We start from the raw sequence: 24,258 nt of genomic DNA on the forward strand, positions 1-24,258 counted from the left end.
AGCTGGGCCTATGGACATCCTCTACAGCATTCTCGTCTTCCTGCACGTCGTCGGTGCGGCCATGATCGTCGGCATCTGGATCGGCAACATGAAGAAGCCCACCGTTCACCCGCGCCAGTTCGACGGCGCCGCGCTGCAGGTCATCACCGGCGTCATTATGATGGGCCTGATTCCGGCCATGGACATGGATGCAAACTATGTGAAGCTGACCATCAAGCTTGTCATCGGGCTCGTTGTGGCCGTCCTCGCGTTCATCGGCCGCCGCAAGTACAAGGCCGGCCAACCGATTTCCGCCGGCCTGGCCCATTCCGTCGGCGGCTTGGCGCTCCTGAACGTCGCCATCGCGACCTTGTGGAACTGACCCTCTCAAGCTCCTCACGCAGCGGCCGGCCCCGGACTACGGGCCGGCCGCAGTTGCTTATCCCGGTGCCATCGGACAGGCCGTGGTAAGTCCCCTAGTATGAAAAGGACGGCACCGGCCGCATTCGGCCGGACCGGCATGGAACGCAACAGAGAACTTCAACCAAGGAGGACACATGGCTGCAACACGTTCTGCCAGCACCGAATGGAAGGGCGATCTCTTCACCGGCGGTGGCCAGACGACTTTCGAAACGTCCGGAATCGGCACCTACGATGTCACTTGGAAGGCACGTACGGAACAGGCTGAAGGCAAGACGAGCCCCGAAGAGCTGATCGCCGCAGCCCATGCCTCCTGCTACTCGATGGCTTTCAGCAACATTCTCAAGCAAGCCGGCCACACCGCGGAAAGCATCAAGACGACTGCCGAGGTGGACTTCGACACTTCCGACGGCGCGCAGATCAGCGAGATCCGCCTGACGGTCCGTGCCACGGTGCCCGGGATCAGCGAAGAAGACTTCCAGTCCAGTGCGCAGGCAGCCAAGGAAGGTTGCCCGGTTTCCAAGGCCCTGGCCTCGGTGCCCAGCATCACGCTCGACGCCACTCTGGCCAGCTAGCCGCGAGCCTGACAGACGGAAGAACCCCGGCGTATCGTGGATGCGCCGGGGTTCTTCACGTTCAGGGCCGGTTCGCGCTAGCGGAGGTCAGCGCACATCCTGCGGCCGCGGCGGCAGCGGTCCGGGGCGCAGCACGGGGTAGCCGGCGCGCGACGGTGGCTGGTCGGTGGGCAGTTCGCCCAGCATCTCCTTGAGAATCCCCACGCCGTGCTCCAACTGCGGGTCCTCCCCCGCACCGTAGGCGTGCGGCGGGAACGGCACCTCGATGTCCGGTTCCACGCCGTAGTTCTCCACCCCCCAGCCCACGCCCTGCGTGAACCAGAACGCATACCGCGGCTGCGTCACTCCGGTGCCGTCGGCCAGCGCAAACTTCGCGTCGATGCCGACCACGCCACCCCAGGTCCGCGTCCCGATCACGGGGCCGATGCCGCGCAGCTTGCTCACCTGCGTGATGATGTCGCCGTCGGAACCGGCATATTCATCCGTGAGGACGACGACCGGGCCCCGCGGAGCGTGTGCGGGATAGGTGCCCGGCTGCTCGCCGCGCGCAAGGCTCCAAGCGTTGACTTTGCGGCCAATCAGTTCCGCCACCAGCTGCGAGGTATGACCGCCCCGGTTGCGCCGGACATCGATGATGAGGGCGTCCTTGGCCGTCTCCACGTCCAAATCACGGTGCAGTTGCGCCCAGCCGCGGGCCACCATGTCCGGAATATGGAGGTAGCCGAAGCGACCGTTCGATGCGTCGCGGACGTTTCGGCGGTTGCCGGATACCCAGTTCTGGTACCGCAGCCGCTCCTCGTCACGAATCGGGATCACCGCAATCCGCCGCTGCAGGCCGGCTTCCGGGCTGCCATCGCCGTTGACAATGGTCAGTTCAACCGTCTTGCCGGCGGCGCCCACCAGCAGCGGCGCCGGACCTGCGAGCGGATCCACCGGGATCCCGTCCACGGCCGCAATCACGTCACCCGGCTGGACGGCGGCACCCGGGGCGGTCAGCGGAGACAGCGCCAGCGGATCCGACGATTCCCCGGCCAGGATCTTGTGCACCGTCCAACCGGCGTCGGTCCGCACCAGATCGGCGCCCAGCAGCCCCTGCTTGCCGGCCCCGGGCTCAGTGACCGGCGCCGGCGTGACGTAGGCGTGCGAGGTGCCCAGTTCGCCGTGCAGCTCCCAGAGCACATCGACCAAGTCGTCGTGGGAACCGAGGCGTTCCACCAACGGGCGGTAGCGGTCGTAGACGCCCTGCCAGTCCAGGCCCGCCATGTCCTCGGCCCAGTAGAAGTCGCGCTGCAGCCGCCAAGCCTCCTCGAAGGCCTGGCCCCAGACCTTGACCGGTTCCAGCATGAGCCGGATCCGGCTCAGGTCCACCTGCACACTCTCCGGCGAATCGTCGTCGACTTTGCCGGTGGCGGGCACGGCCCTGACCTGCGACTTGTGCACGTACACCAGCCGCTTGCGGTCCTGCGACACTTCGTAAGCATCCAGGGCCGGGACCAGCACGGAAACCTCGCGGCGGGAGAGGTCGAACCGCTCCAGCCGCTGGGACTGCTCCGCATCCTCGGCTGAAGCGCGTCCTTCACCGGTCACACCGGCGGGATCACTGGCCAGCCACAGCAACGCACCGTCCACCGCGGCCAGGCGTGTGTAGCGGCCTTGCTGGACCGGGACCGGGATGATCCGCTCGGCCAGCCGTTCCGCGTCCACGGCGATCTCCGGGACGGCGGGCATGGTCCCGCCCCCGTCCGGCGAGCCGTCTTGGTCCTTCTCCCCTGCCGGCGGCGCATCCGGCAACGTGCCGTGTACCGACGGGCCGAACGGCGAGGGGGTGGCGGCGGCCAGCGCCACCAGGAACGGCTTGGTAGATGCCGGGAAACCCAGATCGAAGCTGTGGGTGGAATAGACCGGGTCGAAGCTCCGCTCGGAGAGGAAGGCGGCGAACTTGCCGTCAGGGGTGAAGGCCGGCCCGTGGTCGCGGAAGCGTCCATCGGTTACCTCAATGATGCTGCCCGTGCCGTCCGCACGGACCAGCCGGAGCCGGGTTCGTGTGCCCTCCGCCGTCACCGGCTCGGCCCACAGGATCCAGCGTGAATCGGGTGAGAAGGCCAGTTCGTTGACCGCCCCGTGGTCGGTGCCCGCGAGCCGGCGCAGCTCCCCGCTCTCCGCGTCCAGGACCAGCAACTGTCCGTACTCGGTGGCCACGGCCGCCGACTTCCCGTCCGGGCTGGCGGCGAGCGCGCTCACCCGGTCCGGTCCGGGCAGTTCCACCCGGCGCAACTGTTGGGGAGCCAATGCCGCGGCCGAACGCGCCTCCGCTTCCTGGACGTCAGCTCCGCCGCCGCTCTGCTTTCCGCCGGAGCGCACTTCCACAATGGGTTGGGATTGGGTCGGATTGACGACGGCGGAGGCCGAGACCGGGCGCGGCAAGCCTACCGGCTCCGGTTCAGCCGGTGCCGCACGGGTTTCGGCAGGGGCAGGCGCGTCCAGCTGGGGAAGTTGTTCGAAAACCTGGCGGATGTAGAGGGCTTCTTCACCCCCGTGGTCGGCAACGTAGACCACCCGCGTGTCACCCAGCGGCCGCGCCAGCCGGGCCCGGACGCCGGGCGTGGACTCCACGACGCGGGAAGGACCGTCCCGATGGGTCAGCCAATGCACTGTTCCGTGCGCTTCGATGACGGACGCGGTTCCCTTCGGATTCGGCACTGCCGACGCCAAGTGCTGCGCCACATTAAGTGGGCGGCTGCGGCGGCCGGTCGAGGCCGATCCCAACGTGAGGTCAAGCCGACGCGGTTCCGCCTCCAGGGAATCGAGCAGCCAGAGCGCTCCGGCGGACTCGAAGACCACCCGGGCGCCGTCCGTTGAGGCGTGGCGGACGTAAAACCCGTCATGGTCGGTGTGCCGGCGCAGGTCCGCTCCGTCCGGCCGGACCGAATACAGGTTGCCGTGGCCTTCGTGGTCGCTGAGAAACGCTATCCGGTCCCCGACCCACATCGGATCGGCCAGGTTCCCGTCCAGCCCCGCGGCGAGGCGTTCGAATTCGCCGCCTCCATCGCGGTCAATCCACAGCTTTCCGGCAGTGCCGCCGCGGTAACGCTTCCACCAGGCCGGTTCGCGCGAGAGCACGCTGCCGACCACCACGGGGCGCTCGTCGCCAAGCTCCGACCCAAACGCGACGGAGTCAACCGGGCCAAACGGCAGCACGCGGGTGCCGGAGCCGTCCAGCGGCACGGCATAGGCCCAAGTGTGGCGCGATTCTTCACGCTGGAACGAGCTGGTCACCAAGGCTTCCCCTTGGGGCGTGAATCCTTTGACCTTGGTCGAGGCGTGCCCCCAGTAGGTCAGCTGGCGGAAGCCGCCGCCGTCGACCGTGGCAGTCACCGCCTCCGGTGCGCTGGCTTGCACCACGCCCCAGACCAGACTCTGCCCGTCGGGCGAAAACCTGGGGTTCCTGGCCGGCAATTGAAGCGACGAAACCCGCCACGCCCTGCCCCCGGAAAGCGGGCCCACCCACACATCGTCCTCGGCGACGAACGTGACGAGATCGGCGTGCACGTGCGGGTAGCGGAAGTAGCTGGATAAAGTCATGCCTCGATCTTAGTCACGGCCAGCAGCAGCCCTCGGGTCATCGGGGCGGCGGCGTTTCATGGACCGCTTGGATGAGCCAACCGCCGTCCTGCCGCACCAATTCCAACTGAATGCGCTGCACGCTGGGCTCGGCATGGTCCTGCACCACGCTGCCATCGGCCCTTAACTGGCGGAACGGCGACGTGATGACCGTCGCAGCCACCACGGTCGGCTCGCCCGAGGCTTCCGCCGCCGGGTCGACCGTGAGATCCTCCACCCTGGTCTCGAAGCCCTCCAACCAACCGCCGGCGTCGGTCAGCGCCGCGATGATGTCCTGGTCGGTGTCCATCACGGCGGTTCCAGGAACATTGACCCGCTTGAGCAGCGTGTCAGCCCGGGTTCGCAAGGCTTCGGTGCGCAACCATGCCAAAGCCGGCACGGCCGCGGCCGCGTCGTCCCCCTGCAGCGCTTGCTCAAGGTCCGCTGGCATGGTCCGTAGTTCCGGAGGTGCCGGAGTCCGTCCGTCACGCTGCGCCGCGGCAACCTGCTGCACGGACTGCCCGCGTCCGGTTACCTGAACGGCCTCACGGGCACTTGGCGGAGCAGAGGTGCTCACTGCTACGAGTGTCAGTCCCGCTGCCGCGGCCACGGCCGTCAGCACAAGCACTGCCCTGCCCCACCGGCCGGCTGGGGTCCGGGCGGCGACGCCGGCGGGTTGACGCCGTTCACGGCCGCCTGTGCCGCGCTCCCGCAGCCGCGGCGGCAGCGGGAACCGTGTCCGGAGCCGGGCGGCCCTGGACCGAGACCCGGGCGCCGGCGCCGGCGGACTTCCGTCCAGCAGGCCTGCCCGCCTTCCAACCCTCTCGCGCCGGGTCAACAGCTGGCTGGCCACCGAAGGATGTGCCGACGCCGTCAGGTCCAGCGCCTCGGGGCGCGCGGTCCTGATCACGCGCCGGGCGAACTCTGCCGCCGACGGGCGCTCCTCCGCGCGCTCCGCCAGTCCTTCTTCCAGGAGGGCGACCAGCTCGTCCGGCACGTCGGGGACCAACGCGCCCATCGGCGGGCGGTGCGCGGTGGCAGCGGGCACCCGTCCGGTGAGCGAGAACCAGCCGATGGCTGCCAGTGCATAAACGTCCGCTTCGGGGTCCAGCCCGCCCTCGGCCGTCGCCCGGTGCGGTGCCCTGAATCCCGGCGTGCCTGCCGAGGGCGGACGTTCGCTGCCCAACGCGCGGGAAACCCCCAGATCGGCCAGCAGCGGCTTGCCCACCGCCGTAAACAGCACGTTGCCGGGCGACACATCGCCGTGGACCACTCCGATCCCGTGCAGGTAGTCGAGGGCACTGGCCACCGGCGTCAGTATGGTGACCGCTTCGCCCACCGCCAAGGGTCCCCGGGCAGCGACGAGCGCCGCCAGCGAACCACCGGCGGCATATTCCAGCAGCAGCCCCGGGCCCCGGTCGGTTGCCACCTGACCATACGTTTGCAAGAGATGCTCATGCTGCCCGCCCGCCAACAAGGCCGATTCGTGATCCGCTGCCGCAACCGCTGCCTCCCCCTGCGGCCTGATATTGACCACCGCCCAGGGCGCCGGCCTGCCGGCCTCGGCACCCGACCCGTGCAGTGCCGCGCGCCTGGTCAACGGCGGTGCACCGGCGTCGTCGCGGTTGGCAGCAGAGCCGCGCGGTTCCGAGAGCACCTTCAAGGCAAACTCGGTGCCTGTCGCCGCTTCCCGGACCAGCCACACCGCTGCCGATCCGCCGCTGCCGAGCCACCGCTGCACAGTGAAACCCGGTGCCGCCGGACGCGGCGGTTCCTGCCCGGCGGGGGCCGCCCCGTCTGTCCGCTCGTTGTCGCCCATGGACTACTTCTACTCCGTTCGGCAAACCTCCGCTGGCGTTATCCACAGCCCGCTCCGTTACACAAATAGAACTGCCGGACGCCGAAGCGTAGGCTTGCGGAATGGCACTTGAGTTTTCGCGGGTAGGATTCGCCCCTGACTACGTCGACTATGAAGAAGGTTGGGCGCTGCAACGCCGGCTGCACGCTGAAGTGGTGGCCGGTTCCGCCCCCAGCACGGTGCTGTTGCTCGAACACAGCCCGGTGTACACCGCCGGAAAGCGGACCGAGGAACACGAACGACCGCTGGACGGCACCCCCGTGGTCAGCGTGGACCGCGGCGGCAAGCTGACGTGGCACGGCCCCGGCCAGTTGGTGGGTTATCCGATCGTGGCCCTGCCCGATCCCACCAAGGTGGCCGACTACGTCGACATCCTGGAGCAGGTCCTGATCAACGTGCTCGCCGATTACGGTGTGGCCGGCACCCGGATCGAGGGCCGGTCCGGTGTGTGGATCGACGCCGACGAACGCGGCCCGGCCCGAAAGATCGCCGCCATCGGCATCCGGGTCAACCACCGGGTGACCATGCACGGCTTCGCCCTTAACTGCCGAAACGATCTGGCCCCGTATAGCCAGATCATTGCCTGCGGCATCACCGATGCCGGCACCACCACCATCCAGGCCGAAACCGGGCTGGATGTCGCTCCGGCCCACATCGCCGACCGGGTGGAGGCGGAACTCCGCTTGTTCGAAACCTCCCTGGTCAAGGCCGGCACCACCGGCCCCGCGGCCACCGACACCGACCCTGGCCACCGCCAGACCGAAGGAGCACTGCTGTGACGCTCGCCCCCGAAGGACGCCGTTTGCTGCGCGTCGAGGCCCGCAATGCCGCAACCCCCGTGGAGCGCAAGCCGGACTGGATTAAGGCCAAGGTCAGCATGGGCCCCGAGTACGTGGGCATGAAGAACCTGGTCAAGAAGGAAGGGCTGCACACGGTCTGCGAAGAGGCCGGCTGCCCCAACATCTTCGAGTGCTGGGAAGACCGCGAGGCGACGTTCCTGATCGGCGGCTCCGAGTGCACCCGGCGTTGCGATTTCTGCCAGATCGACACCGGCAAGCCCTCGCCGCTTGATGTCCTGGAGCCGACCAAGGTGGCCCAGTCGGTCCAGCAGATGAACCTGCGGTACGCCACCGTCACCGGCGTGGCCCGCGACGATCTCGCCGACGAGGGTGTGTGGCTCTACGCCGAAACCATCCGGAAGATCCACGAACTCAACCCGGGCACCGGCGTCGAAATCCTGATCCCGGACTTTTCCGGCAAGCCCGAGCACATCACCGCGATCTGCGAGGCCAAGCCGGAGGTGTTCGCGCACAATCTGGAGACCGTGCCGCGAATCTTCAAGCGCATCCGCCCGGCGTTCCGCTACGACCGCTCGCTGGACGTCCTTACCCAAGGCCGCGACCAGGGCATGGTGACCAAGTCCAACCTGATGCTGGGAATGGGCGAGACCCGGGAAGAGATTTCCGAAGCGCTGCGCGACCTGCACGCTGCCGGCTGCGACCTGATCACCATCAACCAGTACCTGCGCCCGACCGAGCGCCACCACCCGGTGGAGCGCTGGGTCAAGCCCGAGGAATTCGTCGAACTGAGCCAGGAGGCCGAGGAGATCGGCTTCCTGGGCGTGATGAGCGGGCCGCTGGTGCGCTCGTCCTACCGGGCGAGCCGCCTGTGGGCCACCGCCATGCGGAAGAAGGGCTTGGAACTTCCGCCCGAGCTGGCCCACATCGGCGAATCCGGCAGCACCCGCCAGGAAGCCGCCACGCTGGTTGCTTCCCGCTAACTGAACCGGCCGGAACCACGGTCCGGGAGCCGCAAGGCTGCCGGACCTTGCCGTGTCCGCAGGCCGCGCGCGAGCGACCCGTCCGTCACGATAGAATTGATCATTATGGCCTATCGCACCGATTCCGATGCCCCGAAGCGGGGTCTCTTCTCACGCAAGCCCAAGGCTGAGAAGCCGTCCAAAGCTAGCAAGCAGCCCGGCCGGCTGAAGCAGATCGGCCAGGTCTTCCAAATGACCCGGCGCAATGACCCGAACGTTGTCTGGTTCATGCTGCTGGCCTTCCTCGGCATCGTCGCCGTGGGCCTGGCCGTCGGCCTGCTGATCAACAACTGGATCACGCTGCTGATCATCTCCATCCCGTTGGGCGTGCTGGCTGCTACCTTCATCCTGTCGCGCCGCGCCGAACGTGCGGCGTTCTCGCAGATTGAAGGCCAGCCGGGTGCTTCCGGTGCGGCGCTGAGTGTCCTGCGCCGCGGCTGGATCCTGCAGGACCAGCCGGTGGCCGTGAACCCCCGGACCCAGGACGCGGTGTTCCGCGCCGTGGGCCGGCCCGGCATTGTGCTGGTGACCGAGGGCCCCTCGCACCGCGTGCGCCAGTTGGTTGAGTCGGAGCGGCGCAGGCTGCGCCGCATCCTTCCCAACGTCAAGATCCATGTGATCGAGACCGGCCGTGGCGAGGGCCAGGTGGAGCTGAGCAAGGTGGCCAAGACCGTGCAGAAGCTCAAGAAGGAACTGACCAAGCAAGAGGTCAGCGCCGTGGACAAGCGGCTGCAGGCCCTGGGCAGCAGCAAGCTGCCGATCCCGAAGGGTGTGGACCCGTTCAAGGCCCGACCGGACCGCAAGGCCATGCGCGGACGCTGATCCTTTCCCAAGACATACGCGAGGGGCTGCCGGTTGAACCGGCAGCCCCTCGCGTATGTCAGGAGTCTGGAGTTGTGTGCGTCAGCCTGGAGTTGCCCGCGTCGCTTCCGACGTCAGCGGCGGACCAGGATGGTGCCCATGGCGCGGTCGTGCAGGCCGCGCTGGTCGGCGTCGAAAATGGCCGCCGGAATCACCAGACACAACAGGAGGGTGCGGACCACCGCGGGCAGCAAGCCCGGAACGGCCCCGTTGAGTTTGCGCACTTGGATGCCGAGCAGCCGGTGGCCGATGCTGTAGCCCAGGGTTCCCACCAGCAGCAACTGCTCGACGGCGAACACGCCCAGGATGGCCAGCTGGCCCCCGCCCAGGAACGCGTTGGCGATCGCGTAACAGAGCAGCCAGTCGATCAGCAGCGCCACGATCCGGCGACCTGGCCGGGCTATCGAGCCGCTGCCGGATTGGGGTAGCCCAAGCCGCTGGCCGGGCCATTGCTGCATGTTGGACTGCGGAGGGCCTTCAAGCCAGGAACCAATATCGCGTCTGCTTACCACCCCTCAAGTTTACCGGTGATCGATGACGCCGCTTCCCGGGACCCGACCGCTCCCGCCGCTGCTGGCAAAGCGCCAAGGCAGCTGACGCTAAACTTGCAGTGCACATCGATTTAAGTAACCTGCCCGAAACAATTGCGACACTGACGGGAAATTCCCCGCTTCTACTGTTGTAACTGTTGCCGGCCCCGTACAGCGGAGGCAGGTTCCCCCAGAATGCGTAAGGAGCATGACCCGATGTTCAAGAATGCGGACGAGGTCCTCACATACATCGCCGACGAAGACGTCAAGTTCGTCGATATCCGTTTCACCGACCTGCCCGGCGTCCAGCAGCACTTCAATGTGCCGGCGAAAACCGTAGACGCCGACTTCTTCGTGAACGGGCAGCTCTTCGACGGCTCCTCGATCCGCGGTTTCCAGGGCATCGCCGAATCCGACATGCAGCTGATCCCGGATGTCACCACGGCATTCATCGATCCGTTCCGGGTGGAAAAGACGCTGGCACTGAACTTCTCCATCGTGAACCCGCGCACCGGTGACCCCTACCACCGCGACCCGCGCGGCGTATCCGAGCGTGCCGAGGCATACCTCGCTTCCACCGGCATCGCCGACACCGCGTTCTTCGCCCCGGAAGCTGAATTCTTCATCTTCGACGACGTCCGTTACCAGTCCAGCCCGGAGCACTCCTTCTACACGGTGGACTCGGTCGAGGCCCACTGGAACTCCGGCAAGAAGGAAGACGGCGGCAACCAGGGCTACAAGACCCCGGTCAAGGGCGGCTACTTCCCGGTTGCGCCCACCGACAAGCAGGCCGACCTGCGCGACGCGATCTGCGTGGAACTGGACGCCGTCGGCCTCGAGGTGGAACGGTCCCACCACGAAGTCGGCTCCGCCGGCCAGGCCGAGATCAACTACAAGTTCAGCAGCATGACGCACGCCGCCGACGACCTGCTGAAGTTCAAGTACATCGTCAAGAACGTGGCCGATGCCTGGGGCAAGTCCGCCACCTTCATGCCCAAGCCCGTCTTCGGCGACAACGGCTCCGGCATGCACTGCCACCAGTCGCTGTGGACCGGCGGAGAGCCCCTGTTCTACGACGAAAAGGGCTACGCCGGCCTGTCCGACACCGCCCGCTGGTACATCGGCGGCCTGCTCAAGCATGCTTCCGCCGTGCTCGCGTTCACCAACCCCACCGTGAACTCCTACCGCCGGCTGGTCAAGGGCTTCGAGGCCCCGGTGAACATGGTTTACTCGCAGGGCAACCGATCGGCCGGCATCCGCATCCCGATCACCGGCTCCAACCCCAAGGCCAAGCGCATCGAGTTCCGTGCTCCGGACCCCAGCTCCAACCCCTACCTGGCCTTCGCCGCCCAGCTGATGGCGGGCCTCGACGGCATCAAGAACCGCATCGAGCCGGCCGACCCGATCGATAAGGACCTGTACGAGCTGCCCGCCGAGGAAGCCAAGGACATCCAGAAGGCACCGGGTTCGCTGGAGGAGGCACTCGAAGCGCTGGAGGCGGACAACGAGTTCCTGCAGGCCGGCGGTGTCTTCACCCAGGACCTGATCGACACCTGGATCACCTACAAGCGCGAAGAGGAAATCGCGCCGCTGGCCGCCCGCCCGAACCCCTACGAGTTCGAGCTCTACTACGGCTGCTAGCTCAAGCACGCGCTAGACGCGCGGCCGCTCCTACGTCCGCACGATCGTGAGTCCCTCGAAGCGGCCCGCTTTTGCCCACCGGCAAATAGCGGGCCGCTTTCGTGCGTCCGCGCCCGCTAGCGGCCGAGGGCCTTGCGGAATATCGCCACCACACCAACGAACAGCAGCGCTGTGACGGTGAGCACGAAAGAATAGGCGAAGCCGATGCGCAGTATCACCAGGAGCACCAGGAACAGGGCGAGCGCTATGATGAGCGCGCTCGTCACCGGTCGCGGGGTACGGCCGCTGAGTGTGGATCCTCCGTTTCCACCCATAAGCCACATTTTGCCACGCCCGCGCCCCTCACGTCCCGCCCTGGCCGGGGCTGCCGCGTCCGATGTGCTGCCCCTGGATGCCACTGGCGCGGGGAAGGCCGGCCGATGCGTACGCAGGGACCAGCAGGGACTAAAGGTGCGTTTCGGTGACGGCCGTCAGCAGGAACACCGAGTCCTCGGAGGCCAACACCGAGTGCCGCTCCTGCGGGATCACCGCCAGCTGGTTCTGGTTGACCGCCATGCGTCCGGAGGCGGAGACCACGGTCACCGACCCTTCAAGGACCAACAGGGTGCCGGCGAGCGGAGCGTTGTGCTCCCCCAGTTCGGCGCCGGCCTTCAGAGCGAGCACGGTTTGGCGCAGCGGACCGTCCTGCACCACCAAGGCGGCGCTACGTCCGTGCGGCGATCCAACCGCCACCGCCAGGTGTTCGCGTCCAACCGCATCGATGTCGGTCATCTGGGAGTCTCCTTCGCTTGGCTTCCGGCATCAGCCTAACCCGGTCCCCCGCCGGCAGCCATCAGAGCACAGGAGGGCCCGACGGCGGTGCCTCCCGAGGTGGGCGGGTCGCCGCCGTCGGCCGCTCAGAGCGCCTCGGCTGGGCGGTCAGGTGCCGTAGCCATAGAAGTAGCGCTCGAAAATGGCCCGCGCACGGCGGGTCAAGCGCAGATAGTCTTCCTCGATGACCGCCGCATTCCCCTCCTCGTACCCGCACCAGCGCGCCACCGCTTCCAAATCCCGCCGCGAAGCGGGCAGCAGGTCGGAATTTTTGCCGGCCCAGATCACATTGGCCGAACGGATCCGGGTGGCCAGGCTCCAACTACGGCCGAGCGTGGCGGCGTCGTCCTCGGGCAGCAGCCCGGCGGCGGCGATGGCGGAGAGCGCCTCCAAGGTGTTGGTGGTGCGCAGCTCCGGACGCTCGTGGGCGTGCTGCAGTTGCAGCAGCTGGACCAGCCACTCCACGTCGCTGAGGCCGCCGCGGCCCAGCTTCAGATGGCGGGCCGGATCGGCGCCGCGCGGCAATCGCTCGGATTCCACTCGGGCCTTGATCCGGCGGATCTCGCGGACTTGGTCGCTGCTGAGGTCCGAAGGGTAGCGGATCGGATCCACCAGCGCGATGAAGTCTTCGGCGAGGGCGTCGTCCCCGGCCATCGGGCGGGCCCGCAGCAAGGCCTGCGCCTCCCAGACCAGCGACCAGCGCTGGTAATACTCGCGGTACGAACCCAGCGACCGCACCAGCGGCCCGTTCTTTCCTTCCGGGCGAAGTGCGGCATCCACCTCCAGCACCCGCTCGGCCAGCACCGGCGGAGTACAAGGCTGCTTCAGCAGCGAAGAAATCCGGGCCACGATGCGCTCCGCCTGCTGCTGGGCCTGACCGGGATCGGCGCCCGGCAACGGCCGGTGCACGTACATCACGTCGGCATCCGAGCCGTAGCTGATTTCGCGTCCGCCTTGGCGGCCCATGGCGACCACCAGCAGCGCCGTCAACCGCCCCTCCGACTCCAGCACGGAGGTTTCCGCCACATGCAGTCCGCCGAGCACGGCGGCACGGTCGGCGTCGGCCAATGCTGCACCGACCTGGCTCTGCTCCAGCAGCCCGGACGAGTCGGCGAGCGCGATGCGCAGCGTTTCCCGGCGGCGGATGAGCCGGATCAGCCGGATCGCCTCTTCGGGCACCGGATGGCGGGACATCTTGGACTGGATCTCCTGCCACTGGGCGTCGAAGCCCAGCGGCACCAGGTCCTTGTCCGTGCCCAACCACGCCGTCGATTCCGGCGAGACCTCCAGCAGGTCCGTGATGAAGCGGCTGCTGGAGAGGACGTGGCACAGCCGTTCGGCGGCCGAGCTGGAGTCGCGCAGCATGCCCAGGTACCAGTGCGAGTCCCCCAGCCGTTCGCTCAACCGCCGGAAGCCCAGCAGCCCGGCATCGGGGTCCACCCCGGACGCGATCCATTCCAGCAGCACCGGCAGCAGCTGGCGCTGCAGCGCTGCCTTCCGGCTGACACCGGCGGTCAGCGCCTCGATATGGCGCATGGCGCCGCGCGGATCCTGGTAGCCCAGGGCGGCCAGCCGTCCCTGCGCCGCCTCGGGGCTGAGCCGCACTTCGTCCAGGCTCAGGTTGGACGCGGCGGCCAGCAGCGGCCGGTAGAAGATCTGTTCGTGCAGCGCCCGCACCCGGCGCTTGGTCTGTTGCCATTTATCCAGCAGTTCCGCCGGTGCCGGGCGCCGGTCCAGCAGCGCGCCCTGCGCCGCCTTGGCCAGCACGCGCTGGGCCTGCTCGGCCTCGGGCATCAGGTGGGTCCGGCGCAGATGCACCAGTTGGATCCGGTGTTCCAGGACGCGCAGGAACCGGTACGCCTCATCGAATTCGCGGGCGTCGGCCCGGGAGATGTAGCCGGCCGTGCTCAGGGCGCCGATGGCGGAGGTGGTGTCGCGCTGGCGGATGGATTCGTCTACGCGGGCATGGACCAGCTGGAGCAATTGGACCGTGAACTCGACATCGCGGAGTCCGCCGCGCCCCAGCTTGATCTGCCGGCCGCGCTCATGGGCCGGGACGTTCTCCGTGACCCGGCGGCGCATGGATTGCACGGACTCGACAAAGCCCTCGCGCTCCGAGGAGGACCAGACCAGCGGTGCGACCGCTTCCTCATACCGCTGGCCCAGACCGGGGTCTCCGGCCACGGCCCGGGCCTTCAGCAGCGCCTGGAACTCCCAGCTCTGGGCCCACCGCCGGTAGTAGGTTAGATGCGACTCCAGGGTCCGCACCAGCGGGCCGTCTTTGCCCTCCGGCCGCAGATTGGCATCGACTTCCCAGAGGCCGGGCTCCGGCCCCGGCGAGGTAATCGCGCGGGCGGTTCCGCTGGCCAGGGCCGCACCAATGGCAGCGGCGTCGCCGTCGTCGAGTCCCTCGGCCTCGACCACGTACACCACGTCGACGTCGGAAATATAATTCAGCTCACCGGCGCCGCACTTGCCCATGCCGATGATGGCCAGTTTCACTGCCGCAACGTCATCGGCGGCGTAGCGTTCCGCCGCCTCGGCCCGGGCCACCGCCAGCCCGGCCTCCAGCGCTGCCGCCGCCAGGTCGGCCAGCTCCCGGCCGACCGCCGGCATGAAGTCGACCGGTGAGGCCGCGCAGAGATCGCGGATGGCGAGTTCCGCCAGATGCCGGCGGTACATGCTCCGCAACTCGACGTAGGCGTCCTTGCCGGTAAGGTTGGCGACCGGTTGTTCGGACAACGGATCCGCCCTGACAGCCTGCAGCATCGAACTGCGCAGCCGGGACGCCGGCACGCTGCCGGGTTCCGGGCCAATATCCGTTTCCAGAATGTCCAGGTGCTCCGGCCGGCGGAGCAGGAATTCGCCCAGTGCATCAGAGGCCCCGAGCAGCCGGAACAGGGCCTCGCTGCCGTCCCCACCCGTATTGATCACGTCAGCCAGGGCAGGGTTCTTCTCCAGCAGCCGGACCAGGGAGACCAGTGCCTGGTCCGGGTCCGCGCTGACGGCGAAACCCGCGTCCAGCCGCTCCTGACTGACGCCAAACAATTCCTTGGCCTGCAGGAAACGGGTACTGCGCTCCAGGTCGTGGAAGCCTCGGGCGATCAAACGCCGGGTGGTGAGCACTTTCTTTCGTCCTAGAGGATTCCGATGTTGCGCTTCAACTCGTGCGGGGTCACCTGCAGCCGGTAGTCGTGCCATTCGGCCCGCTTGTTCCGCAGGAAGATCTCGTAGACCTGCTCGCCCAGGATGCCGGCGACCAGCTCGGACTCTTCCATCGCCCGGATGGCGTCGTGCAGGCTGGACGGCAGCGGATCCAGGCCCAGGGCCCGCCGCTCGGCGGTGCTCAGGCTCCAGACGTCGTCCTCGGCCGCCGGCGGCAGCTCGTAGCCCTCCTCGATCCCCTTCAGGCCTGCCCCGAGCAGCACCGCGTAGGACAGGTACGGGTTGGCCGCCGAGTCAATGCCGCGGTATTCGACGCGGGCCGACTGGCCCTTGTTCGGCTTGTACAGCGGAACCCGCAGCAGCGCGGAACGGTTGTTGTGGCCCCAGGAGATGTAGCTGGGGGCCTCTCCCCCGCCCCAGAGCCGCTTGTAGGAGTTGACGAACTGGTTGGTGACGGCGGTGAATTCCGGGGCGTGGTGCAGGATCCCGGCCATGAACTGGCGGGCCGTTTTGGATAGCTGGAATTCGGCGCCTGCTTCAAAGAACGCGTTGGAGTCGCCCTCGAACAATGAGAAGTGGGTGTGCATGCCGGAGCCGGGGTGCTCGGAGAAAGGCTTCGGCATGAAGGTGGCATAGATGCCCTCCATCAACGCCACTTCCTTGACCACCGTGCGGAAGGTCATGATGTTGTCCGCGGTCTGCAGGGCATCGGCGTAGCGGAGGTCGATTTCGTTCTGCCCGGGACCGTCCTCATGATGGCTGAACTCCACCGAGATGCCTACGTTTTCCAGCATGGTCACGGCCGTGCGGCGGAAGTCCTGCGCCACGCCGCCCGGCACATGGTCGAAGTAGCCTGCCCGGTCCACGGGCACCGGAATCCCGTCCGGGCCCAGTTCGTCGGACTTGAGCAGATAGAACTCGATTTCCGGATGCGTGTAGCAGGTGAAGCCCATCTCCGCCGCCTTGCTCAGCGTCCGTTTCAGCACGTTGCGCGGATCGGCGCTGGAGGGCTCGCCGTCGGGCGTGAGCACATCGCAGAACATCCGCGAGGTCTGCTCCGCTTCACCCCGCCACGGCAGGATCTGGAACGTGGTGGGATCCGGCTGGACCAGCATGTCCGACTCAAAGACCCGGGCCAGGCCCTCGATTGAGGAACCGTCGAAGCCGAGCCCTTCCTCGAAGGCGCCTTCCACCTCAGCAGGAGCCAGCGCCACGGACTTCAGCGACCCGACGATGTCCGTGAACCAGAGCCGGACAAACCGTACGTCGCGCTCTTCGATGGTACGGAGGACGAATTCCTGCTGACGGTCCATGGGCTGCCTTTCACTATGTCCGCGCCCGGCCTCTGAAGCCGCTTGCCAGAGCCTGCCTTGTACTTCCCCTTAGCCTACTGGCAGCACCGCCGAAGTATCCGCCCGGTAACGCGGCGGGCACAAGTGGAGCAAGCAGACGTCTGAGGATTAGGCTCTACCACATGCCCACTTCACAGCCTTCCGGCGCAGAGCAGCCGGCTCCCTACGGCACGTCCGCGGCGGCTTCGGCGTCGCGCCCGGCCCGCCGCACCCGCGTCCACCACCTCCAGCAGGCCAAGGACGAGGGCCGCCGCTTCGCCATGCTGACGGCCTACGACCAGTACACCGCAGAGATTTTCGATGCGGCCGGGATCGAGGTGCTGTTGATCGGTGACTCGGCGTCCAACAACGTGCTGGGCAACGAGACGTCGCTGCCGATCACGGTGGACGAAATGCTGCCGCTCTGCCGGGCGGTCGCCCGTTCGGCCCGGAGTGCCTTCGTCGTTGCCGACCTGCCCTTCGGCAGCTATGAGGTCTCGCCGGAGCAGGCGGTGGAGACCGGCGTGCGCTTCCTGAAGGAAACGGGCGTGCACGCGGTGAAGATGGAGGGCGGCGCGTACTATGCGGACACCGTCCGGGCCCTGGTACAGGCCGGCGTTCCGGTAATGGCACACATCGGCTTCACGCCGCAGAGCGAGCATGCACTGGGCGGCTACCGGGTGCAGGGCCGCGGCGACGACGCCGGGCGTCTGATCGACGATGCGCTGGCGCTGGAAGCGGCCGGGGCGTTTGCGGTGCTGATGGAGATGGTCCCGGCCGAGGCTGCTGCCAAGGTGGACCAGGCCCTGCACGTACCCACGATCGGGATCGGTGCCGGTCCGTCAACCACCGGGCAGGTGCTTGTCTGGCAGGACATGGTTGGCCTGCGCGGCGGCAAGATGGCCAGGTTCGTGAAGCAGTATGCGGACGTGCGCAGCATTATTTCCGACGCCGCTGCCGCCTTCCGCTCCGACGTCCAGGACGGCGCGTTCCCCGGCCCGGAGCACTCCTTCTAGCCCGGGGGTGCTCACCCGCTAGCCCCGGGTGGGAACGCCCGGTGCGGTCAGTCGTCGTCCTCGGCGTCCCACGCCTCGTTGCGCTGCTGCACCTTTTCCAACGCGTGCTCGGCTTCTTCGCGGGTCGCGTACGGGCCGATCAGTTGGGTCCAGTCCGACTGGGCGCCCACTTCCACCTGATGGGTGACGACGTTGTACCAAAAATCCGCCATGCCGGCCTCCTTAAGTTGACGGCGCCGTTGCAGGGTAGCCGTCTGCCGGCGTCTGAACCGCCCGGGCACCGCTGCAGCACCTATATGATCGATACTATGCCCCACAACGCAGCAACAGCACCCGTCGGAGCCCTCGTTCAAGGCACCGTTAGCCCCACTTTGCCGGTCCCCGCTTCGATCCAACGGCCCGAGTACGCGTGGAAACCGGCCCCGGCCAAGTTCACCGGTTCCGAGGTCAAGGCACCGGAGACCATCGAGAAAATCCGCACCGCCGGACGGATCGCTGCACAGGCCATCGTGGAGGTCGGCAAGCACATCGAACCGGGTGTCACCACCGACCACTTGGACCGGATCGGGCATGAGTTCTTGCTGGACCACCGGGCGTATCCGTCCTGCCTGGGCTACCGCGGTTTCCCGAAGTCGATCTGCTCCTCCATCAATGAGGTGATTTGCCACGGGATCCCGGATACCACCGTGGTGCAGGACGGCGACATCATCAACATCGACATCACCGCCTACGTGGACGGCGTCCACGGGGATACCAACCACACCTTCCTGGTCGGCGACGTCGACGAGGAGTCGCGGCTGCTGGTCGAGCGCACGCAGGAGTCACTGCGCCGCGGCATCAAGGCGGTTGCGCCGGGCCGCGAAATCAACGTCATCGGGCGGACCATCGAGTCCTACGCCAAGCGTTTCGGCTACGGCGTGGTCCGCGATTTCACCGGCCACGGCGTCGGCGAAGCGTTCCACACCGGGCTGATCATCCCGCATTACGACGCCGCACCTGCCTACAGCAGGGTGATCGAGCCGGGCATGGTCTTCACCATCGAGCCGATGCTGACGTTGGGCACCATCGAATGGGAGATGTGGGACGACAACTGGACGGTTGTCACCAAGGACCGCAAACGGACCGCCCAGTTCGAGCACACCCTGGTGGTCACCGACTCCGGCGCGGAGATCCTGACCCTGCCCTAGTCCGACACCGTCGGGTGCAGCGGGTAGGCTACCGATAGTCTGGCGCCACACGCCGGATACAAGCGCACACGGAGGTGGCATGGCGACCAAGGACGGCAAGGACGGCAAGGACGGCAAGGCAGCCAAACGGGCAGCCCGCTCGGCGATCGGGATCGATATCGGCGGAACCGGTATCAAGGGCGGCATCGTTGACCTCAAAAAGGGAAACCTGGTCGGCGATCGCATCCGTTACGACACCCCCCGCCCGTCCACACCGGACGCCGTGGCCGACGTCGTCGCGCGCATCGTCACCGAACTCTGCGCGCGCCCGGAGGGCCCGGGGCCCGACCGCCCGGTGGGCGTCACCTTCCCGGCCATCATCCGCCACGGCGTCGCCCGGTCGGCAGCCAACGTTGACCCCAGTTGGATCGGCACCGACGTCGACTCGCTGCTTACCGCCAAGATGTCCCGTCCCGTCCAGGTCATCAACGACGCGGACGCGGCCGGACTGGCCGAGGCCCGTTACGGTGCCGGGTCCGGTGTGAAGGGCACCCTGCTGGTCATCACGTTGGGCACCGGAATCGGGTCCGCGTTCATCTTCAACGGCACGCTGGTGCCTAACGCCGAATTGGGGCATCTGGAGCTGGACGGGCATGACGCCGAGTCCAAGGCCTCCGCCGCGGCACGCGAACGCGACGGTCTGGCCTGGGAGGCGTATGCGAAGCGCCTGCAGCGCTACTTTTCACACGTGGAGTTCTTGTTCTCGCCGGAGCTGTTCATCATCGGCGGCGGCATTTCGAAACGGAGCGAGGACTTTCTGCCCCTGCTTCAGCTGGCCACGCCGATCATCCCGGCCCAGCTGCGCAACAACGCGGGCATCGTCGGGGCAGCGCTGCAGTCGGCCATACACTTCGGTTTCGCCAAGTAAAACAGTTGGTGCCGGTGGCGGCCTCGGCTTCCCCTCCGCAGCCGCCACCGGGGTCTGTGTGCGCTATTTCGCGGTGAGCGGCCGTTGCCGGCCTTCCGGCCCCTGCTGGCCGTTTTTTTGCGCATCGCGGCGCAGCTGGTCGATGGCGGATTCGAAATCCTCCAGCGACTCGTAGCCCTGGTACACGCTGGCGAACCGCAGGAAGGCGATCAGGTCCAGCTTCTTCAGCGGACCGAGAATCGCCAGCCCCACTTCATGAGCATCGATTTCCGCCGCGCCGCTGGCACGGACCGATTCTTCGACTTCCTGCGCCAGCATGGCCAGGTCGTCTTCCGTCACCGGCCGGCCTTGGCAGGCCTTACGCACGCCGTTGACCACCTTGGTGCGGCTAAACGGCTCGCTGACGCCGGAGCGCTTGATCACACTGAGGCTGGTGGTCTCCACCGTGGTGAACCTGCGCCCGCAGGCCGGACACTGCCGGCGCCGACGGATCGCCGAGCCGTCATCGGTCAGTCGGCTGTCCACCACGCGGGAATCGGAGTTGCGGCAGAACGGACAATACACGCAACACTCCTTCCAGAGGGAACACCAACAAATTCATCCTAGAACTATATCTAGGTGAATTACAAGATTGTTATTACTACATGTTGGGGTTTGCCCGCTCAGGCGAACCGGACGGCTACGGCGTCGCCATGCGCCGGGAGGTCTTCGGCCCGGGACAGCGCGTCGATGTGGCCGCTGACCTCCCGCAGCGCGCTGCTTCCGTAGTTGATCACCTGGACCGCACGCAGGAAGGTGGTCACATTAAGGCCGCTGGCGAAGGTGGCGGTGCCGCTGGTGGGCAGCACATGGTTGGAGCCGGCGCAGTAGTCGCCCAGGCTCACCGGGCTGTAGTCCCCCACGAAGATCGCGCCGGCGTTGCGGATCCGGGCGGCTACCGCGGCTGCGTCGGCGGTCTGGATCTCCAGGTGCTCGGCGGCGTAGGCGTCGCAGACGGCAATGCCGTGTTCCAGCCCGTCCACCAGGATGGTGCCCGACTGCGGCCCGGACAGCGCTTGGCGAACACGCTCGGAATGCTTCGTCCCGGCGATCTGCCGGCCGAGCTCCGCACGCACGGCCTGCGCCAGCTCCTCGGACGCGGTGATCAGGACGGAGGCGGCATGCGGGTCGTGCTCGGCCTGGCTGATCAGGTCGGCGGCCACGAAGGCCGGATTGGCGGTCTCGTCGGCCAGGATGGCTATCTCGGTGGTGCCCGCTTCCGCGTCGATGCCCACCACGCTCTTGACCAGCCGCTTGGCGGTGGCGACGAAAACATTGCCGGGCCCGGTGACAACGTCCACGGGTTCCAATGCCGGGCCGTGCCCGTTCGCGGGCACACCGTAGGCGAATGCGGCAACCGCCTGCGCGCCGCCGATGGCGTAGACCTCATCGATCCCCAGCAGCTTGGCGGCGGCAAGGATGGTGGGGTGCGGCAGCGAACCGAAGTCCTTTTGCGGCGGCGAGGCCAGCGCGATGGAAGCCACGCCCGCTGCCTGTGCCGGCACCACGTTCATGACCACGGAGGAGGGATACACGGCCAGTCCGCCCGGAACGTACAGCCCCACGCGGTTCACCGGGATCCATTTGTGCGTCACCACTGCCCCGTCACCGATTTCGACGTCGGTGTCCCCCGGCTTCTGCGCCTCGGCGAACCGCCGGGCACGCGCGATGGACTCCTCGAGGGCGGCACGGACCTGCGGGTCCAGCTGGTCCAGGGCCTCGTCCAGCGCCGCTGCCGGCACGCGCGGATGGAGCTGCTCCACGCCGTCGAACCTGCGTGCGAGCTCGGCCAAGGCGGCGAACCCGTGCGTACGCACCTTGCCGATGATCTCCTCGACGGCGCCGGTGGCGGCGTCGAACGTGGAGTCCGCGCGTGGCATGGCGGCTTTCAGTTCGGCGGTGCCGAGGCTGCGGCCGCGCAGGTCCAGGGTGGGGAAATCGCTAAAGGTGTTGGCTGCAGAAGTCACCCACCCATTCTACTGACCCCTCGCCCCCGCCTGGTCAGGCGTCGAGGCAGGCCGGCCCCAACAGCACCTTGAGGTCGCCGAACAGCGAGGGGTTCGGATTGACCCGCAAGTCCACCCCCAGCTTCATCACCTCGACCTTGCGGGAGCTGTTCAGCCGCACCTGCACCTCGGTGGTGCCGGGATGCGTGCGCAGCACGTCCCCCAGTGCGGTGACCACCGACTCGGTCGCCTTGAAGCTCGCCATCGAAATCACCACCGGACCGGAGTGCCCGTCGCTGAGGTCTGGCACGGTCAGCTCCTGCGCGTTCAGGGTGACTGCCCCGTCGTCGCGGCGCTGCAGCCGGCCCCGGACCACCACGATCAGGTCTTCGGCCAGCACGGTCGCGATCGGCGCGTAGGCCTGGCCGAAGAACATGACCTCCATGGAGCCGCCGAGGTCCTCGACTTCGGCGCGGGCATAGGCGTTGCCGCTGTTCTTGGCGATCCGGCGCTGCAGCGACGTGATCATGCCCGCAATGGTGATGATCTGTCCGTCCGGCGGGCCGTCCTCGCCGATCAGCGAGGTGATCGACATGTCTGCATGCTGGCTCAGGATCCCGTCCAGGCCCTGCAGCGGGTGGTCGGAGACATACAGGCCCAGCATGTCGCGCTCGAACGCGAGCTTGTCCTTCTTGTCCCACTCGGGCAGGTCCGGCACATCAACCGCGAGTCCCCCGGCGGTTTCGCCGCCGTCGTCGAACGCGCTGAACAGATCGAACTGGTTGGCGGCCTCGTTGCGCTTGAGCACGATGACCGAATCCACCGCTTCTTCGTGGATCATTGCCAGCGCGCGCCGCGGATGGCCCAGCGAGTCAAAGGCGCCGGCCTTGACCAGCGACTCGATGGTGCGCTTGTTGCAGACCACCGCCGGCACCTTCTGCAGGAAGTCGCTGAAGCTGGCGAAGTTGCCTTTCTCGTCACGTGAGCCCACCATGGCGTGCACCACGTTGGCACCGACGTTTCGGATGGCGCCCATGCCGAAGCGGATGTCCTTGCCCACCGGAGTGAAGTTCAGCGCCGATTCGTTCACATCCGGCGGCAGGACGGTGATGCCCATGTGGCGGCATTCGTTCAGGTACAGCGCCAGTTTGTCCTTGTCGTCCCCCACCGAGGTGAGCAGCGCGGCCATGTATTCGGCCGGATAGTGCGCCTTCAGGTAGGCGGTCCAGTAGGAGACCAGGCCGTAGGCGGCCGAGTGCGCCTTGTTGAACGCGTAGTCGGAGAACGGCAGCAGGATGTCCCACAGCGCCTTGATGGCAGCCTCGGAGTAGCCGCGGTCCACCATGCCCTGGTGGAAGCCGGCATACTGCTTGTCCAGCTCGGACTTCTTCTTCTTGCCCATCGCGCGGCGCAGAATGTCCGCTTGGCCCAGCGAGAAGCCGGCCACCTTCTGCGCGATCGCCATCACCTGCTCCTGATACACGATCAGGCCGTAGGTGGTGTCCAGAATGTCCCGCAGCGGTTCTTCCAGCTCCGGGTGGATCGGGGTGATCTCCTGGAGCCCGGTCTTGCGCAGGGCGTAGTTGGTGTGCGAGTTGGCGCCCATCGGACCCGGCCGGTACAGGGCGATCACGGCGGAGATGTCTTCGAAGTTGTCCGGCCGCATCATCTTCAGCAACGACCGCATCGGGCCGCCGTCAAGCTGAAAGACGCCCAGGGTGTCGCCGCGGGCGAGCAGCTCGTAGGAACCGCGGTCGTCCAGGTCCAGCGTTTCAAGATCCAGGTCCACGTCCTGGTTCATCTTGATGTTCTCGATGGCGTCCGTGATGATCGTCAGGTTGCGCAGACCGAGGAAGTCCATCTTGATCAGGCCCAGGCCTTCACAGGTGGGATAGTCGAACTGCGTAATGACCTGGCCGTCCTGCTCCCGGCGCATGATCGGGATGATGTCGATCAGCGGATCCGAGGACATGATCACGCCGGCGGCGTGCACACCCCACTGGCGCTTCAGCCCTTCCAGACCCAGCGCGGTTTCGAAGACCTTAGCGGAATCCGGGTCGGACTTGAGCAGTTCGCGCATCTCCTCGGCCTCGCCGTAGCGCTTGGCAGTGGGATCGTGCACTTCCTTCAGCGTCAGGCCCTTGCCCATGACATCCGGCGGCATGGCCTTGGTCAGCCGCTCGCCGGTGGAGAACGGATAGCCCATCACGCGGGAGGAGTCCTTCAACGCCTGCTTGGCCTTGATGGTGCCGTAGGTGACGATCATGGCCACGCGGTCGTCACCATACTTCTCGGTGACGTACTTGATCACTTCCGGGCGGCGCCGGTCATCGAAGTCCACGTCGAAGTCAGGCATGGAGACGCGGTCCGGGTTCAGGAAGCGTTCGAAGATCAGACCGTGCTTGAGCGGGTTCAGGTCGGTGATGCGCATTGCGTAGGCCACCATCGAGCCGGCACCGGAACCGCGGCCCGGCCCAACCCGGATGCCGTGGTCCTTGGACCAGTTGATGAAGTCGGCCACCACCAGGAAGTAGCCGGGGAAGCCCATCTGGAGAATGATGCCGATCTCATATT

The 24,258-nt window shown here is 67.1% G+C and carries 20 protein-coding genes; 9 read left to right on the top strand and 11 right to left on the bottom strand.

Annotated elements, in window-relative coordinates:
- Positions 1-10: 10 nt before the first annotated feature.
- Positions 11-361 (top strand): hypothetical protein, encoded by a 351-nt coding sequence (locus AC5RWT_RS15435; RefSeq protein ID WP_494080929.1) that lies wholly within the window; start codon positions 11-13, stop codon positions 359-361.
- 175 nt (positions 362-536) lie between these two features.
- Positions 537-974: an OsmC family peroxiredoxin gene (locus AC5RWT_RS15440; RefSeq protein WP_494044089.1), complete on the top strand. Its 438-nt coding sequence runs from the start codon at positions 537-539 to the stop codon at positions 972-974.
- An 87-nt stretch (positions 975-1,061) separates the two neighbouring features.
- On the opposite strand, the gene AC5RWT_RS15445 is transcribed toward AC5RWT_RS15440, so the two are convergent.
- Both AC5RWT_RS15445 and AC5RWT_RS15450 read right to left on the bottom strand, forming a co-directional pair.
- On the bottom strand, positions 1,062-4,556 hold the full coding sequence (locus AC5RWT_RS15445) for a S41 family peptidase (RefSeq protein WP_494080930.1): 3,495 nt from the start codon (positions 4,554-4,556) through the stop codon (positions 1,062-1,064).
- Between the two features lie 37 nt (positions 4,557-4,593).
- Positions 4,594-6,393, bottom strand: coding sequence for a serine/threonine-protein kinase (locus AC5RWT_RS15450; protein ID WP_494080931.1), 1,800 nt, complete (start codon positions 6,391-6,393; stop codon positions 4,594-4,596).
- A gap of 101 nt (positions 6,394-6,494) precedes the next feature.
- On the opposite strand from AC5RWT_RS15450, the gene lipB reads away from it, so the two are divergent.
- The 3 genes from lipB to AC5RWT_RS15465 all read left to right on the top strand — a co-directional run bounded on the left by lipB (position 6,495) and on the right by AC5RWT_RS15465 (position 9,073).
- Entirely contained in the window at positions 6,495-7,211 is a 717-nt protein-coding gene (lipB, locus tag AC5RWT_RS15455) for a lipoyl(octanoyl) transferase LipB (protein WP_494080932.1), read from the top strand.
- Complete coding sequence (lipA, locus tag AC5RWT_RS15460; protein WP_452035965.1) at positions 7,208-8,212, top strand: lipoyl synthase; 1,005 nt, start codon at positions 7,208-7,210, stop codon at positions 8,210-8,212. The genes lipB and lipA overlap by 4 nt, the downstream gene beginning before the upstream one ends.
- A gap of 105 nt (positions 8,213-8,317) precedes the next feature.
- Complete coding sequence (locus AC5RWT_RS15465; protein ID WP_494044094.1) at positions 8,318-9,073, top strand: DUF4191 domain-containing protein; 756 nt, start codon at positions 8,318-8,320, stop codon at positions 9,071-9,073.
- A gap of 113 nt (positions 9,074-9,186) precedes the next feature.
- On the opposite strand, the gene AC5RWT_RS15470 is transcribed toward AC5RWT_RS15465, so the two are convergent.
- Positions 9,187-9,624: an RDD family protein gene (locus AC5RWT_RS15470; protein ID WP_494044095.1), complete on the bottom strand. Its 438-nt coding sequence runs from the start codon at positions 9,622-9,624 to the stop codon at positions 9,187-9,189.
- 234 nt (positions 9,625-9,858) lie between these two features.
- On the opposite strand from AC5RWT_RS15470, the gene glnA reads away from it, so the two are divergent.
- Positions 9,859-11,283: a type I glutamate--ammonia ligase gene (glnA, locus tag AC5RWT_RS15475; RefSeq protein ID WP_494080933.1), complete on the top strand. Its 1,425-nt coding sequence runs from the start codon at positions 9,859-9,861 to the stop codon at positions 11,281-11,283.
- Between the two features lie 116 nt (positions 11,284-11,399).
- Here the strand turns inward: glnA and AC5RWT_RS15480 are convergent, their stop codons facing one another.
- The 4 genes from AC5RWT_RS15480 to AC5RWT_RS15495 form a co-directional block, all read right to left on the bottom strand.
- The gene (locus AC5RWT_RS15480; protein WP_494080934.1) at positions 11,400-11,597 is read right to left on the bottom strand and encodes a hypothetical protein; all 198 of its coding nucleotides are present in this window, start codon (positions 11,595-11,597) and stop codon (positions 11,400-11,402) included.
- A 130-nt stretch (positions 11,598-11,727) separates the two neighbouring features.
- Positions 11,728-12,054 (bottom strand): cupin domain-containing protein, encoded by a 327-nt coding sequence (locus AC5RWT_RS15485; protein ID WP_494044098.1) that lies wholly within the window; start codon positions 12,052-12,054, stop codon positions 11,728-11,730.
- 147 nt (positions 12,055-12,201) lie between these two features.
- Positions 12,202-15,219: a bifunctional [glutamine synthetase] adenylyltransferase/[glutamine synthetase]-adenylyl-L-tyrosine phosphorylase gene (locus AC5RWT_RS15490; protein WP_494080935.1), complete on the bottom strand. Its 3,018-nt coding sequence runs from the start codon at positions 15,217-15,219 to the stop codon at positions 12,202-12,204.
- Positions 15,220-15,230: 11 nt separating this feature from the next.
- Complete coding sequence (locus AC5RWT_RS15495) at positions 15,231-16,571, bottom strand: glutamine synthetase family protein (protein ID WP_494044100.1); 1,341 nt, start codon at positions 16,569-16,571, stop codon at positions 15,231-15,233.
- Between the two features lie 161 nt (positions 16,572-16,732).
- Between AC5RWT_RS15495 and panB the strand changes: the two genes are divergently transcribed.
- Positions 16,733-17,605, top strand: a complete 873-nt coding sequence (panB, locus tag AC5RWT_RS15500; protein WP_494080936.1) for a 3-methyl-2-oxobutanoate hydroxymethyltransferase — start codon at positions 16,733-16,735, stop codon at positions 17,603-17,605.
- A 47-nt stretch (positions 17,606-17,652) separates the two neighbouring features.
- On the opposite strand, the gene AC5RWT_RS15505 is transcribed toward panB, so the two are convergent.
- Complete coding sequence (locus AC5RWT_RS15505; protein ID WP_494044102.1) at positions 17,653-17,817, bottom strand: SPOR domain-containing protein; 165 nt, start codon at positions 17,815-17,817, stop codon at positions 17,653-17,655.
- A gap of 96 nt (positions 17,818-17,913) precedes the next feature.
- Between AC5RWT_RS15505 and map the strand changes: the two genes are divergently transcribed.
- Positions 17,914-18,792: a type I methionyl aminopeptidase gene (map, locus tag AC5RWT_RS15510; RefSeq protein WP_494080937.1), complete on the top strand. Its 879-nt coding sequence runs from the start codon at positions 17,914-17,916 to the stop codon at positions 18,790-18,792.
- Positions 18,793-18,871: 79 nt separating this feature from the next.
- Positions 18,872-19,699, top strand: a complete 828-nt coding sequence (gene ppgK, locus AC5RWT_RS15515) for a polyphosphate--glucose phosphotransferase (protein ID WP_494080938.1) — start codon at positions 18,872-18,874, stop codon at positions 19,697-19,699.
- Between the two features lie 63 nt (positions 19,700-19,762).
- On the opposite strand, the gene nrdR is transcribed toward ppgK, so the two are convergent.
- The 3 genes from nrdR to dnaE all read right to left on the bottom strand — a co-directional run.
- Positions 19,763-20,263, bottom strand: a complete 501-nt coding sequence (gene nrdR, locus AC5RWT_RS15520) for a transcriptional regulator NrdR (RefSeq protein ID WP_494044105.1) — start codon at positions 20,261-20,263, stop codon at positions 19,763-19,765.
- 98 nt (positions 20,264-20,361) lie between these two features.
- Entirely contained in the window at positions 20,362-21,705 is a 1,344-nt protein-coding gene (gene hisD, locus AC5RWT_RS15525) for a histidinol dehydrogenase (protein WP_494080939.1), read from the bottom strand.
- Between the two features lie 34 nt (positions 21,706-21,739).
- On the bottom strand, positions 21,740-24,258 hold a 2,519-nt coding region (gene dnaE / locus AC5RWT_RS15530; protein WP_494080940.1), incomplete at its 5' end, for a DNA polymerase III subunit alpha.

The sequence above is a fragment of the Arthrobacter sp. Dra40 genome, from assembly GCF_059091905.1.

What these genes read in the sequence shown, in the direction of transcription:
- map (WP_494080937.1), top strand. Translation starts at nt 17,914, where the DNA reads ATGCCCCACAACGCAGCAACAGCACCCGTCGGAGCCCTCGTTCAAGGC.
- AC5RWT_RS15450 (WP_494080931.1), bottom strand. Translation starts at nt 6,393, where the DNA reads ATGGGCGACAACGAGCGGACAGACGGGGCGGCCCCCGCCGGGCAGGAA.
- AC5RWT_RS15465 (WP_494044094.1), top strand. Translation starts at nt 8,318, where the DNA reads ATGGCCTATCGCACCGATTCCGATGCCCCGAAGCGGGGTCTCTTCTCA.
- AC5RWT_RS15445 (WP_494080930.1), bottom strand. Translation starts at nt 4,556, where the DNA reads ATGACTTTATCCAGCTACTTCCGCTACCCGCACGTGCACGCCGATCTC.
- lipB (WP_494080932.1), top strand. Translation starts at nt 6,495, where the DNA reads ATGGCACTTGAGTTTTCGCGGGTAGGATTCGCCCCTGACTACGTCGAC.
- glnA (WP_494080933.1), top strand. Translation starts at nt 9,859, where the DNA reads ATGTTCAAGAATGCGGACGAGGTCCTCACATACATCGCCGACGAAGAC.
- ppgK (WP_494080938.1), top strand. Translation starts at nt 18,872, where the DNA reads ATGGCGACCAAGGACGGCAAGGACGGCAAGGACGGCAAGGCAGCCAAA.
- AC5RWT_RS15440 (WP_494044089.1), top strand. Translation starts at nt 537, where the DNA reads ATGGCTGCAACACGTTCTGCCAGCACCGAATGGAAGGGCGATCTCTTC.
- AC5RWT_RS15485 (WP_494044098.1), bottom strand. Translation starts at nt 12,054, where the DNA reads ATGACCGACATCGATGCGGTTGGACGCGAACACCTGGCGGTGGCGGTT.
- AC5RWT_RS15495 (WP_494044100.1), bottom strand. Translation starts at nt 16,571, where the DNA reads ATGGACCGTCAGCAGGAATTCGTCCTCCGTACCATCGAAGAGCGCGAC.
- AC5RWT_RS15480 (WP_494080934.1), bottom strand. Translation starts at nt 11,597, where the DNA reads ATGGGTGGAAACGGAGGATCCACACTCAGCGGCCGTACCCCGCGACCG.
- AC5RWT_RS15435 (WP_494080929.1), top strand. Translation starts at nt 11, where the DNA reads ATGGACATCCTCTACAGCATTCTCGTCTTCCTGCACGTCGTCGGTGCG.
- AC5RWT_RS15505 (WP_494044102.1), bottom strand. Translation starts at nt 17,817, where the DNA reads ATGGCGGATTTTTGGTACAACGTCGTCACCCATCAGGTGGAAGTGGGC.
- panB (WP_494080936.1), top strand. Translation starts at nt 16,733, where the DNA reads ATGCCCACTTCACAGCCTTCCGGCGCAGAGCAGCCGGCTCCCTACGGC.